12 protein-coding genes are annotated in these 13030 nt (G+C 65.1%); 5 read left to right on the top strand and 7 right to left on the bottom strand.

Features of this window, described 5'->3' with window-relative positions; all coding sequences use genetic code 11:
* Positions 1-47 precede the first annotated feature (47 nt).
* Positions 48-518 carry an Lrp/AsnC family transcriptional regulator gene (locus HWN72_RS04260; protein WP_069707427.1) on the bottom strand — a complete coding sequence of 157 codons (471 nt, stop codon included), beginning with the start codon at positions 516-518 and terminating at the stop codon, positions 48-50.
* A 99-nt stretch (positions 519-617) separates the two neighbouring features.
* On the opposite strand from HWN72_RS04260, the gene putA reads away from it, so the two are divergent.
* Both putA and HWN72_RS04270 read left to right on the top strand, forming a co-directional pair.
* Entirely contained in the window at positions 618-4229 is a 3612-nt protein-coding gene (gene putA, locus HWN72_RS04265) for a trifunctional transcriptional regulator/proline dehydrogenase/L-glutamate gamma-semialdehyde dehydrogenase (RefSeq protein WP_069707428.1), read from the top strand.
* A gap of 178 nt (positions 4230-4407) precedes the next feature.
* Positions 4408-4944: a dihydrofolate reductase family protein gene (locus tag HWN72_RS04270; protein WP_069707429.1), complete on the top strand. Its 537-nt coding sequence runs from the start codon at positions 4408-4410 to the stop codon at positions 4942-4944.
* Between the two features lie 19 nt (positions 4945-4963).
* On the opposite strand, the gene HWN72_RS04275 is transcribed toward HWN72_RS04270, so the two are convergent.
* On the bottom strand, positions 4964-6166 hold the full coding sequence (locus HWN72_RS04275) for an MFS transporter (RefSeq protein ID WP_051586694.1): 1203 nt from the start codon (positions 6164-6166) through the stop codon (positions 4964-4966).
* Between the two features lie 177 nt (positions 6167-6343).
* On the opposite strand from HWN72_RS04275, the gene HWN72_RS04280 reads away from it, so the two are divergent.
* On the top strand, positions 6344-6685 hold the full coding sequence (locus HWN72_RS04280) for a hypothetical protein (protein ID WP_008829553.1): 342 nt from the start codon (positions 6344-6346) through the stop codon (positions 6683-6685).
* 185 nt (positions 6686-6870) lie between these two features.
* On the opposite strand, the gene HWN72_RS04285 is transcribed toward HWN72_RS04280, so the two are convergent.
* The 5 genes from HWN72_RS04285 to cobA are packed head-to-tail and all read right to left on the bottom strand — an operon-like array spanning position 6871 to position 10860.
* Positions 6871-7689, bottom strand: coding sequence for a phosphoadenylyl-sulfate reductase (locus HWN72_RS04285; protein WP_036522514.1), 819 nt, complete (start codon positions 7687-7689; stop codon positions 6871-6873).
* Positions 7690-7717: 28 nt separating this feature from the next.
* Positions 7718-8152, bottom strand: a complete 435-nt coding sequence (locus HWN72_RS04290; protein ID WP_008829551.1) for a DUF934 domain-containing protein — start codon at positions 8150-8152, stop codon at positions 7718-7720.
* Positions 8145-9779 carry a nitrite/sulfite reductase gene (locus HWN72_RS04295; protein ID WP_069707432.1) on the bottom strand — a complete coding sequence of 545 codons (1635 nt, stop codon included), beginning with the start codon at positions 9777-9779 and terminating at the stop codon, positions 8145-8147. Before HWN72_RS04295 ends, HWN72_RS04290 begins: the two co-directional genes overlap by 8 nt.
* Positions 9779-10075, bottom strand: coding sequence for a DUF2849 domain-containing protein (locus tag HWN72_RS04300; RefSeq protein ID WP_069707433.1), 297 nt, complete (start codon positions 10073-10075; stop codon positions 9779-9781). Before HWN72_RS04300 ends, HWN72_RS04295 begins: the two co-directional genes overlap by 1 nt.
* Positions 10072-10860 carry a uroporphyrinogen-III C-methyltransferase gene (gene cobA / locus HWN72_RS04305; RefSeq protein WP_008829548.1) on the bottom strand — a complete coding sequence of 263 codons (789 nt, stop codon included), beginning with the start codon at positions 10858-10860 and terminating at the stop codon, positions 10072-10074. The genes HWN72_RS04300 and cobA overlap by 4 nt, the downstream gene beginning before the upstream one ends.
* 207 nt (positions 10861-11067) lie before the next feature.
* Here cobA and HWN72_RS04310 point away from each other — a divergent pair, with 207 nt between their 5' ends.
* A complete protein-coding gene (locus HWN72_RS04310) occupies positions 11068-11745 on the top strand; it encodes a helix-turn-helix domain-containing protein (protein ID WP_008829547.1) in 678 nt (225 codons plus the stop codon).
* 323 nt (positions 11746-12068) lie between these two features.
* Positions 12069-12977, top strand: coding sequence for a GGDEF domain-containing protein (locus tag HWN72_RS04315; protein ID WP_231958113.1), 909 nt, complete (start codon positions 12069-12071; stop codon positions 12975-12977).
* Positions 12978-13030: the final 53 nt, after the last annotated feature.

Here is a 13030-nt window from a genome sequence, read left to right on the forward strand (position 1 = left end):
AGGTCATCGCCAAGGCGTTCCATCCGGCGTTCACACCGCCATAACGATCAGCTGCTGGCATCCTTCACCGTCTCCATCGCCACGAACGTGGACGTGCTGGCGACGTGCGGCAGGCTGGAGATCTTTTCCCCCAGCACCACCCGGTAGCGGCGGATGTCGGCCGTGCGCACCTTGAGCAGGTAGTCGAAGCTGCTGGCGATCATGTGGCATTCCTCCACTTCGGGAATGCGTCGCACGGCGCGGTTGAACTCGGTCAGCGCGCTTTCGCGGGTGTCGGACAGCTTCACTTCGGCGAAGGCGACGTGATCGAGCCCGAGGCTGGCGGGATCGACCACCGCGCGAAACCCCCGGATCACGCCGCTTTCCGTCAGCCGCCGCAAGCGTACCTGGCACGGAGTTTTCGACATGCCGACCGCCTTGGCAAGGTCGGTCACGGTGATCCGGCCATCGGAGCGCAGGACCGCGATGATCTTGCGGTCCAGTTCGTCCAGTTCGACCGGTTGAGAGCTCTTTGCCATGCGATATGCCTTCAATGGGGAGTCAAAAAAGTCAAACCGGATATTTCCGTGCCGTTGAAAAGGCAGAACGACAAGCGCGAATCGGCTAGCATCGCTTGCATGACCACGCCCGCCCTCTCGCCTTTTGGCCAGTTCGCTCCTGCTGTTCGCCCGATGACCCCGCTGCGCCGCGCCATCGCCGATGCGCGCCGCCGGGATGAGGCCGAGTGCCTTGCCCCGCTGCTGGGCGCCGCGACGCTGGATGCGGACCTGAAGGCCAAGGTGCGCGAGACGGCCACCGCGCTCGTCACCACGCTGCGTGCCAATCACAAGGGCACCGGGGTCGAGGGACTGGTGCAGGAATATGCGCTCTCCAGCCAGGAGGGCGTGGCGCTGATGTGCCTTGCCGAAGCGCTGCTGCGCATTCCCGACCACGCCACCCGCGACGCGCTCATCCGCGACAAGATCGCCGACGGCGACTGGAGCGGGCACCTCGGCGGCGGCAAGTCGCTGTTCGTCAACGCGGCCACATGGGGACTGGTGGTGACCGGCAAGCTGGTCGGCTCGGTGGACGACAAGGGCCTCGGCGCGGCGCTGACCCGCCTCGTCGCGCGCGCGGGCGAGCCGGTGATCCGGCGCGGCGTGGACCTTGCCATGCGCATGATGGGCGAGCAGTTCGTCACCGGCGAAACGATCGACGAAGCGGTCAAGCGCGCGAGGGAACTGGAAGCGAAGGGCTTCCGCTACAGCTACGACATGCTGGGCGAGGCGGCCACGACCGCCGCCGATGCACGTCGCTACTATGCCGACTACGAGAACGCGATCCATGCCATCGGCAAGGCGTCTGCGGGCAAGGGCATCTACGAGGGCCCCGGCATCTCGATCAAGCTCTCGGCGCTGCATCCGCGCTATGCCCGCGCGCAGGCGGCACGCGTGATGGGCGAACTGCTGCCCGACGTGAAGGCGCTGGCGCTGATGGCCAAGAGCTACGACATCGGCTTCAACATCGATGCCGAGGAAGCCGACCGCCTCGAACTCTCGCTCGACCTGCTGGAAAGCCTTGCGCTCGATCCGGAGCTGGCGGGCTGGGACGGCCTGGGCTTCGTGATTCAGGCTTATGGCAAGCGCTGCCCCTTCGTGATCGACTGGATCGTCGATCTTGCCCGCCGCGCCGGTCGCCGGATCATGGTGCGGCTGGTCAAGGGCGCCTACTGGGACGCCGAGATCAAGCGCGCGCAAGTGGACGGCCTTGCCGACTTCCCGGTCTATACCCGCAAGGTCCATACCGACGTGTCCTACGTCGCCTGTGCCCGCAAGCTGCTCGCCGCGCCCGACGCGGTGTTTCCGCAGTTTGCAACGCACAACGCGCAGTCGCTGGCGACGATCTATCGGCTCGCAGGCCCGGACTTCGCTGTCGGCCAGTACGAATTCCAGTGCCTCCACGGCATGGGCGAGCCGCTCTATTCGCAGGTCGTCGGGGCCGACAAGCTGAACCGCCCCTGCCGCATCTACGCGCCGGTCGGCACGCATGAGACGCTGCTCGCCTACCTCGTGCGGCGCCTGCTGGAGAACGGCGCGAACTCCTCGTTCGTCAACCGCATCGCCGATCCTGCGGTGCCGGTGGAATCCATGGTCGCGGACCCGGTCGAAGTCGTGCGCGCCATGCCTCGCCCCGGTGCGCGCCATGATCTGATTGCCGCGCCTTGCGGCCTCTATCCGGACCGCCGCAACTCCGACGGCATCGACCTGACCGATGAGATCGCCCTCGAAGCTCTGGCGACGGCGCTGGCAGCTTCGGCAACGGCGCAATGGACCGCGGCACCGGAAGGCGCGAAGGGAGAGGGCCGTCCGGTCCGCAACCCGGCCGACCATCGCGACGTGGTCGGCACCGTGATCGAACTCGCGCCCAGCGAGGCGGCCGCTGCGATCGCCCGCGCTGCCGCCTCGAACTGGAGCATGGTCCCGGTCGATCAGCGCGCCGCCATGCTCGAACGCGCGGCAGATGCGATGCAGGATCGCATGCCCGTGCTCATGGGGCTGGCCATGCGCGAGGCGGGAAAATCCGCACCCAATGCGATTGCCGAAGTGCGCGAGGCGATCGACTTCCTGCGGTACTACGCCAAAGCGGCCAAGGATACCTTAGGTGCCGTTAAGGCACCTTTGGGTGCCGCCGTGTGCATCTCGCCGTGGAACTTTCCGCTGGCCATTTTCACCGGCCAGATCGCGGCGGCGCTGGTCGCGGGCAACCCGGTCCTCGCCAAGCCGGCCGAGGAAACCCCGCTGATCGCCGCGGAATCCGTACGCATCCTCCACGAAGCGGGCGTCCCCGCCGACGCGCTGCAGTTCATGCCGGGCGGCGGAGATCTCGGCGCCGCGCTGGTCGCCGCACCCGGGACGGCGGCGGTGATGTTCACCGGCTCCACCGAAGTCGCGCGCCTGATCCAGCGCCAGTTGGCGACCCGACTTTCGCCGGAAAACCGCCCAATTCCGCTGATTGCCGAGACCGGCGGCCAGAATGCGATGATCGTCGACAGCTCCGCGCTGGCCGAGCAGGTGGTGGCCGACGTCATCGCCTCGGCCTTCGACAGCGCGGGCCAGCGCTGCTCCGCACTGCGGGTGCTGTGTCTGCAGGAAGACGTTGCCGACCGGACACTGGCGATGCTGCGGGGCGCGTTGGCCGAACTGAAGGTGGGCAACCCGGACCGCCTCGCCATCGACATCGGCCCGGTCATCACCGCCGAGGCCCAGGCCAACATCGAACGCCACGTGGAAAAGATGCGCGCCAAGGGCTGCCGCGTCGAACAGGTTGCATTGGGGAAGGGCGCGGAAAACGGCACTTTCGTAGCCCCTACGATCATCGAGATCACCGGGATCGACCAGCTTGAGTGCGAGGTTTTCGGCCCGGTCCTGCACGTCGTGCGCTTCCGCCGCGATGATCTCGGCAAACTGGTCGAAAGCATCAACGCGACCGGCTACGGCCTGACCTTCGGTCTCCACACGCGCCTCGACGAGACGATGGCGCGCGTGACCGGCGCGATCCGCGCGGGCAACCTCTACGTCAACCGCAACACCATCGGCGCCATCGTCGGCGTGCAGCCCTTCGGCGGGTGCGGTCTCTCCGGCACCGGGCCGAAGGCGGGCGGGCCGCTCTACCTAGGCAGGCTCACCCGGCAGGCTCCGCAGGTCCTGACGCCACCCGAAGAAGCGCCCATGTTGCTGACGGTTTTTGCGGACTGGCTGGACAAGCATGGCGAGCCCTCTGCCGCCGGTCGCGCGCGTGACCTCGGCCGCTCTTCGGCGCTGGGCTTCGAGGCCGTGCTTCCCGGCCCGGTCGGCGAGCGTAACCTCTATGCGCTCCACCCGCGCGGCCGCATTCTCCTGCGACCGGCCACCCGCGAAGGTCTGCTGGGCCAGATGGCGGCGGTTCTGGCGACAGGCAACACTGCGACGGTGGAAGGCATGGACTTGCCTGAAGGTCTGCCTGCGAAGATCGCCGCGCGCTTCCATGCCAATCCGGGCGAGTTCTTCGCTGCGTGCCTCGTCGAAGGGGACGTTCAGGCGGTGCGCGGGGCGTGCGACTCGGCGGCGAAACTGCCGGGGCCGATCGTGCCGGTCCACGTCTGGACCGGGCATGACACTGGACCAAACGGGGCGTGGCTGCTGGAGGAAGTATCCACTTCCATCAACACCACGGCTGCCGGAGGCAACGCCAGCCTCATGATGATTGGCTGATTCGGTCGGCAAACTATTGTGAAAACACGTAATGCCCCGCCGCATTTCGGCGGTGGGGCTCGTGCTGTCGTAAACGGGCAACAATCCGCCGGAATCCGCGAAACCTGTACCAAAGACTGAGATTAGTCTCGTTGCGACCACACCGCGTTGTATTACAATGCAGGCGGGAGTAGGACATATGGGCAGACTGATCGTCGATGCCGCCTCGAGCCTTGATGGCTTCTGGGCTGATGCTCGCGGACGGAGCGTGTTTTGCACCTCCGAACTGCATGGTTCTGGCTTGTCCGGCAGACTGGACAAAGTCTGCGGCGCGGTGGTCATGAGCCGCCGGTCCTTCGAACTGTCCGAGGATACCGGATGGATCGCGGATGCCTATTCAGGAAAAACCCCAGTCTTCGTTGTGACTGATGCGCCCTTGGCAATTCCCTTGCTCGGGGAGTTTCATTTCGTCCCCACTTATGCCGAAGCTTTCGCCGCCGCGCAGGATGCAGCGGGCGACAGCGCGGTTCTCGTTGTTGGAGAGGCCGGTGCGGTCAATGCCGCTCTACGTTCCGGCCATGCAGATGAAATCTGGCTGCGGATGATGTCGCGCACGCTGGGTAACGGCGCCGCGCTGTTCGAGGACGACATCCCGGTCGAGAACTACTTCGTGTCCGAACTCGATACCACGGCGGATGCCGTCCACATGCATCTTGAGCGCAAGCTGGAGGCCTGAGTTTCAGGGGGGCTGACCGTTAAGCGGGGCAGGGCTCCAGCGTTTCGCGCTTGTGCAGCGAGATGGTGACCAGGAATACCGCAAGACCGCCCAGCGCCAGGCAGGCGCCGATCCAGCCGGTCGAGGTCAGTCCAAGACCGGCCGAGATGGCCATGCCGCCCAGCCACGGGCCAATGGCGTTAGCCGTATTGAAAGCGCTGTGGTGCGCGGCGGCCGCTAGCGCCTGCGCATCGCCCGCCACGTCCATCAGGCGCGTCTGCAGGATCGTGCCGAGCCCGCCGCTGAAGCCGATCAGCAGCACTACGATGCACAGGGTCCAGATATTGCCCGCCATCAGCGAGAACAGTGCAAGCGACACAGCGCTGAACAGCAGGGCGCAGATGGCAGCCTTGGTCTGCGCCCGGTCGGCGACCCAGGCCCAGAACAGGTTGCCCACTGTCATGCCGACGCCGAAGATCGCCAGTACGGCGGGGACGAGCTTTTCCGAAACGTGCGTGACCTCGATCATGGTCGAGGCGACGTAAGTGTAGACGCAGAACAGTCCGCCGAAGCCGATCGCGCCGGTGAGCAGGGTCAGCAGCACTTGCGGACGGCGAAGCGCGCCGAGTTCGCGCAAGGGGCTCGCGCTCTCGTCGGCGGGCTGGTGCGGGGCGTAGAGCGCGACCAGAGCCATCGTCAGGATCGCGAGACCGGAAACGACCGCGAAGCCGCTGCGCCAGCCGATCGCCTGCCCCAGCCAGTTGGCTGCAGGCACGCCGATGATGGTCGCCACCGTCAGGCCCGACATGACCATGGCGACCGACTGCGCGCGCTTGTTCGCGGGCACCATCGACGCGGCGACGAGGGCGGCAATGCCAAAGTACGCGCCATGCGGCAGGCCGCTGACGAAACGGCACAGTAGCAGCAAGTCATACGTCTTGGCCATGGCCGAGATGCCATTGCCGATGGCGAACAGCGCCATCAGGCCGATCAGAAGGCGGCGGCGCTCGATCTTGGCGGCGAGCACGGCGATGACCGGTGCGCCGACCACCACGCCCAGCGCATAGGCACTGATCGCGTGACCGGCCTGTGGCTCGGTCAGGCCGAGATCGCGGGCGAAAAAGGGTACGAGGCTCATCGCCGCGAACTCGGTGGTGCCGATGGCGAATGCACCCATCGCAAGCGCAAGGATGACGAGCGCGGGGTGGGTCGCGCGGGTGGAGGCGGAAGGGGGCTGAGTCATGTTGCGTTGCAACATAGAAACAAAGGCGCGGTGAGGCTAGTCGCCTGGCGGTGCAAATTCCGCAACATTGCGGTGAATAAGCTGCATCGCAGGTTGCAGGGGCCGCATTCGGACGTTTGCCGGGACTGCTCCGGCACTGTAGTGGCCTTTGCGATTTCAGGCAATTCAGGCAGACCCATGGCCCGGAAATATTCGAAGCACGGACCCTACGAAGACCTTCATCGGGAGGAGGAAGAAGCTCCGGCCGAGGCCGTGCCGTGCTGGCTTTGCGGCCGCCCCACGGGCGAGACCATCGTGTGGCATCACCCGGTGCCCAAGAGCCGCGGCGGGCGCGACGTCGTGCCGATGCATCCGATCTGCCAGCAGACGGTCATCGCGAACTTCACGAACTCCGAACTCCAGCGCTTCGGTACGGACGTGGAGGCGCTGTTGATTTACCCGAACATCCGCAAATTCGTAGACTGGGTGGCGAAGAAGGATCCCGATTTCAACGCGGCGATCACCAAGAAGCAGCGGTGAGACGGTTGGTGGGGCGTTGTTACCCACCCCGCTGCGACTAAGGCCTTCGGCCCAAGTCTCGCTGCCCCTCCCGCAAGCGGGAGGAGGAAGGCGCGTCAGCCCTCCCGTGTGCGGGAGGGCCGGGAGGCTTGGGAGCGAAGCGAACTAGCCGGACGGGGTGGGCTTCGACGCCAACCCCGGCCGCCTCAGAACACCGGATCGAAGCCCGGCGGCAGTTCGCTGGCCGGGCCGCTCTTGTCCTCGCTGCCGGGGACGTGGATGCCGCATTCGGTCTTGTCCCAGCCCTTCCAGCGACCCGAGCGCGGGTCTTCGCCCGGCGCGACCTTGCTGGTGCAGGGCATGCAGCCGATCGAGGGATAGCCTTCGGCCACCAGCGGGTGCGCGGGCAGTTCATGCTCGGCGATGTAGGCGGCCAGACGCTCGGCCGACCAGTCGATCAGCGGGTTGATCTTCAGGCGCCCTTGCGCATCGGTCGTGTCGATCTCGAAGCGCGGCAGGTGCGAGCGGGTCGAGTTCTGGAACGACTTGCGGCCGGTGAACGAGGCGTCGTAATGCGCCAGCGCCTTGGCGAGCGGCTTGACCTTGCGGATCTCGCAGCAGCCGTCGGGGTCCCACGACCAGCGCAACCCGTTCTCGTCCTTCTTGGCGATTTCCGCCTCATCGGGGACGAGGTTGATCAGGTTGGTCAGGCCGAGGCGCGCGATCAGGGTGTCGCGATAGGCCAGCGTCTCGGGGAAGTGCTTGCCCGTTTCGAGGAACAGCACCGGCACGCTGGGGTCCACGCTCGCGACGAGGTGGAGCAGCACCGCGCTTTCCGCGCCGAAGCTGGAAACGATTCCCACATCGCCCGCCATTCGCTCCTTCAGCAGCGTCTCGAGCATCTCGCTCGTGTCGGTGCCGCGGAACAGGCGGTTGAGACGCACCGCATCGGCCTCGGTGAACCGGGCGGAAGTGTCGATGCGGTCCCTGATACGGTCTTCGTTTTCAGCTTCGGTACGGAACATAGGGATATCCCTTCTGGCCCTTCGGGGCTTACGCCGGGTGGCGCTTGGCCCAGATGGCCTGCCTGCCGTCGATCGCGGTGGCCTGGTATACGTTGTCCCACCGCTCGAAGGCGTTCTTCGCATCGGTGGTATTGAGCGCCTTGTCGGGCGCGAAGGCATCGAAGCCGCAGCGGCGCATGTGGTGCAGCATGTCGATCACAAGATCGCCCACGCCGCGCAGCTCGCCGGCATAACCGGCTTCACGCAGAATGCGGGCGGCGGAGTAGCCGCGCCCGTCGGTCCACGCCGGGAAGTTGACTTCCACCAGCGCGATCCGGTCGAGGTAGGGCAGCAGCGCGCGGGCGTCCTCGCCCGGCTCGATGCGCACGGCGGTGGCGTTCGACTGTTCGGAGAACGCATCCACGGTGACGGCAGGGTCGTTGACGGCCTCGTCGTCACGGAAGCGGAACTGGACGTCAACCATAGATGGCCTCCTTGAACGGGTCCATGCCGATACGGCGATAGGTGTCGAGGAAGCGCTCCTCGCCCTGCTTGTTGGCGAGATAGACTTCGGTGGCCTTTTCGATCGCGTCGACCACGCCGTCCTCGGTGAAGCCGGGGCCGATGATCTTGGCAAGCGAGGTGTCCGCGCCCTCGCTGCCGCCGAACAGGAGCTGGTAGTTTTCCAGGCCCTTCTTGTCGACGCCGAGGATGCCGATGTGGCCCGCGTGATGGTGGCCGCAGGCGTTGATGCAGCCCGAAATCTTGAGCTTCAGCTCCCCGATCTCGGCCTGCTTCTGCGCCGAACCGAAGCGCTCGGAAATCTTCTGCGCGACCGGGATTGAACGGGCGTTGGCAAGGCTGCAGTAGTCGAGGCCGGGGCAGGCGATGATGTCGCCCACGGTGTCGAGGTTGGCAGTGGCGAGGCCCGCTTCGTCGAGCGCCTGCCAGACGGTGTAGAGGTCGGCCTTCTTCACGTGCGGAAGCACGATGTTCTGGGCGTGGGTGACGCGCAGTTCATCGAACGAATACTCGGTACCCAGCTTCGCCATCAGGCGGATCTGGTCGGCCGAGGCATCGCCGGGGATACCGCCGACAGGCTTGAGGCTGATCGTCGCGATGACGTAGCCCGGAACCTTGTGCGCGGTGGTGTTGCGCTCCACCCAGAGGCGGAAGTCGGGATCGGAGAGGTCCAGATCGTTGGACAGGCCGGTCTCGAAGGCGGGATCGACGAAGTGTGCCTTGATCCGCTCCAGTTCGGCGAGCGGCGGCTCGATCGGCTGGGTCAGCAGGTGCGCGAACTCCTCCTCGACCTGGCGGACATATTCGTCGCGGCCCAGTTCGTGGACGAGGATCTTGATGCGCGCCTTGTACTTGTTGTCGCGGCGACCGTAGCGGTTGTAAACGCGCAGGCACGCTTCGGAGAAGGTGATGAGCTGGTCTAGCGGCACGAAGTCGCGGATCAGCGGCGCGATCATCGGGGTGCGGCCCATGCCGCCACCGGCATAGAACTGCGCGCCGATCTCTCCGGCGTCATTACGCACCATCTTGATGCCGATGTCGTGCAGGCGCATCGCCGCGCGGTCGGTCTCGGAGGCGATCACGCAGATCTTGAACTTGCGCGGCAGTACCAGGAATTCCGGGTGGAAGCTGGACCACTGGCGCAGCAGTTCCGCATAAGGACGCGGATCGATGATCTCGTCGGCGGCGGCACCGGCGAACTGGTCCGAGCTGATGTTGCGGATGCAGTTGCCGCTGGTCTGGATCGCGTGCATTTCCACCTTCGCCAGCTCGGCGAGGATGTCGGGCGTCTCTTCCAGCTTGATCCAGTTGTACTGGATGTTCTGGCGGGTGGTGAAGTGGCCGTAGCCGCGGTCGTACTTGTCCGCGATGTCACCCAGAAGGTGCATCTGAGCGCCGCTCAGCGTACCGTAGGGCACCGCGACGCGCAGCATGTAGGCGTGGAGCTGAAGGTACAGGCCGTTCTGCAGGCGCAGCGGCTTGAACTGGTCCTCGGTCAGTTCCCCAGAGACGCGGCGGCGCACCTGGTCGCGGAATTCCTCGACCCGCACATCGACCATCTGCTGGTCGTATTCGTCGTACTTGTACATCAGATCACCCAGTTCAAAGCGGCGGGGTCGGACGGCTTCAGCGTCAGGTCGAGGCGCACGGTCGGCCCAAAGGCGCGAATGCGCTCCTTGATGTGCGCGGGGCGCACGCCTTCATCGGTCTTCTCGCCATCGACGACATAGGCCGCGAAAACGTTCTGCACGCCTTCTTCCCGTGCGATGATCGCAGCCCCGTTGTCGCCGACATCGGCGCTGTCGTTCACGTCGAGCGACCAGCCATGGCCGGTCCACCAGACCACGGCCCCGCTCTTCAGGTCGTTGCCCGTCAGGATCTTCACTGCATTGCCTCCAGCGCCAGGGCGCGAATGGTGTTGTCCGCCGAGTCATGGTCGGCGGCGACCGAGCCGATAACGATAAGCGCGGGGCTTTGCACCTTCTGACTTTCGACAAGATGCGCAAGACCGGCCAGCGGAGAGCGCAGGACACGCATATCGGAGCGGGTGGCCTTCTCGATAATTGCCACGGGCACGTCGGGCGCGAGGCCATCGGCGATGAGCTTTTCGGAGATCTGCGCGGCCGTGGCGATGCCCATGAAGATCACCAGCGTGCGGCCCTTGCCGGCAAGGCCGGACCAGTCCTGCTCGGATAGGCCCTTGCACTGGCCCGCCACGAAGCTGACGATCGAGGCATGGTCGCGGTGAGTGAGCGGGATCTGCGCAGCGGCCGAAGCGCCCAGCGCCGAGGAGATGCCGGGCACGACCTCGACCGGGACGCCCGACGCGTGGCAGGCCTCGGCCTCTTCGCCGCCGCGTCCGAACACGAAGGGATCGCCGCCTTTGAGGCGCACGACGTCGTTCCCCGCCAGCGCCTCGCGCACCAGCAGGGCGTTGATATCCTCCTGCTTCATGGTGTGGCGCGAACGGGCCTTGGCGACCGAAACCAGCTTTGCTGTAGGCCGCGCCATCGCCAGGATCGCGGGATCGACGAGACCGTCGTGGACCACCAGCGATGCGCTCATCAGCAGGCGTGCGGCACGTAGGGTCAGCAGATCCGGATCGCCGGGGCCTGCACCCACAAGGTACACCTTGCCCACGCGGGGCATCTTGGAGGGATTCGCGGTCATGGTGTGGCGCAAATGGGCGCGATGATCGCCGGATGCCAGCCATAATGGCTTTGAGGGGGCTAAGGGGAGCTTTACGCTGGCCGGATTGCCGCGTTTCCAAGGGAGTTCACAGAAAATTACGCATGACTTCGGTGCTTCATTAGTCCCGGCTCTAACCGAATCTTAACCTAACTTGTGGACGTTCGCCTCACACATGGAGGTGGACTGATGCCCATTGCGGCCCATTTTGAAGCGCCTGAAGCAAGCGGCCGCCCTCGTGCGGAGCGTCGCCGCCTCTTGCTGGAGACGCAAGGGGCGCTGGAGTCCGGCGAGCACACGCAGGTCGTGCTCCACAACTTCTCGGAAACCGGTGTCCTGCTGGAAAGCAAGCTCGACCTCGAGATCGGCGAGATCATCGAACTCGACCTGCCCGAGGCGTCTCACGCACGTGCGCGTGTCATCTGGGCGAGCGGCAAGCTCTACGGCTGCGCCTTCGATTCGCCGATCCCCAGCGCCACCTTGCGCGCGGCGCAGCTTCGCAGCGCCGTGCAGACCGAACTTGGGCTCGGGGCCGCGCCGGCGCCGATAGGGCCGGGGGCGATCGGGGGTGAAAGCCTTGGCGAGCGGTTGCATCGCCTGCGCAAGTTGCGGGGGCTGACGCAAGGCGAACTTGCCAACCGCCTCGGTGTCAGCAAGCCAACCGTGTGGGCTTGGGAGCAGGGCCGCGCCCGTCCGATCGAGGAGCGGCTGGACGCCATCGCCGAGGCGCTCGGCGTCGAGGCGGCGGAACTGCGACCGAGTCGAACGGTGCCCGGGTTGACCGATCTCATCTCCCGTTGCCGGGAGCAGATCGCAGCGGCCGTGGAAACGACGCCCGACAAGGTACGTATCATGATCGAGCTTTGACGCGGCCATCGTCTCTTCTGGAAAATCGATCCGCGGCGGCATGTGCAATATTGGCGCATCGATGCAACCAATTAGCTATCAGGGAAATTTGTATTCCCTGTTGCCTTTTTAGATGGTAAACGTTGATTTAATAAATACTCAGAATTAATTGAGTTAGTTAACAAAACTAAATTGTATTGATGGTTAATAAAATATCTATGGTTAATGATGTTAATTTTATCTGCGTAGTGTTTTACTCAAATCTCCATGGTCGGATTCGAAGCGGTCTCACGGGCCGCTGAGGGACAGGCCAAGGCAGGCACCGGGACGCAGTCGGCATGGGCATGAACTTCACATTCCAGGAAAGCTCGGTCCTCTACGGGATGCTTGCCGAGAGTTCGACTGACGTGATCCTCAAGACCGATCCCAAGGGCTTCATCGTCCATGCGACGTCCGGCATCGCCGAACTGGGGCACCGCGATCCCGCGCGCATCGATGGGGGAGGGCTGGTCGGCCCTCATCTCCTCGACCTTGTCGCGCCGGAGGCGAAGCAGCAGATTTCCAAGGCCCATGCCCGCGCGATGGCAGGCGAGGATTTGGACTGGATAGAGTTTCCCGCGCTGACTCGTGACGATCGCAAGCGCTGGTTCGAACTTCGCCTTCGCGCACTGCTGCGTCACGATGGCGCGCCGTACGGCGTGCTTGGCGTCATGCGCAACGTCGATGAACTGCGCTCACTCAGCGAACGGCTGTTCACGGCGACTTATACCGATCCACTGACCGGTCTCACCAACCGCACCGCGTTCATCTCGATGCTGGAACACATGCTCGATGCCCGTATGGAGGGTTGCCTTGCGCTGTTCAGCATCGATTTCTTCCGCACGATCAACATGCAGTACGGCCAGAGCGTGGGTGACGAGGTCCTGACCGTCTTCGCCGATCTGCTGCGCGAACTGCTGCGGACCGAGGACATCATTTCCCGGATCGGTTCGGAGCGCTTCGCCGTGATCCTGCCGCGCGTCACGGCGGCCGAGGCGGAAGGCATCTGCCGCCGCGTGGTGACAACGCTGGCCGAACTCAAGCAGGCGATCGGCGACGGCAGCTTCGCGATGACTGCCAGCGCCAGCGTCGCCCGCGTCGGAACCAGCCTCGATTCTACGCTCGAACGGGCCGAGATGGCGCTGTTCGTCGCCAGGGCGAAGGGCCGCAACCGGCTGGAAATGGAAAAGCCCGTCCGCCTCGCAGTGGGATGAAGGCATGAACAAAGAAGGGGCGACGCCGTTGCCGGTGCCGCCCCTTTCGTCAG

This window comes from Novosphingobium sp. HR1a, from assembly GCF_015594425.1.
Classification (GTDB): Bacteria; Pseudomonadota; Alphaproteobacteria; order Sphingomonadales; family Sphingomonadaceae; genus Novosphingobium; species Novosphingobium resinovorum_A.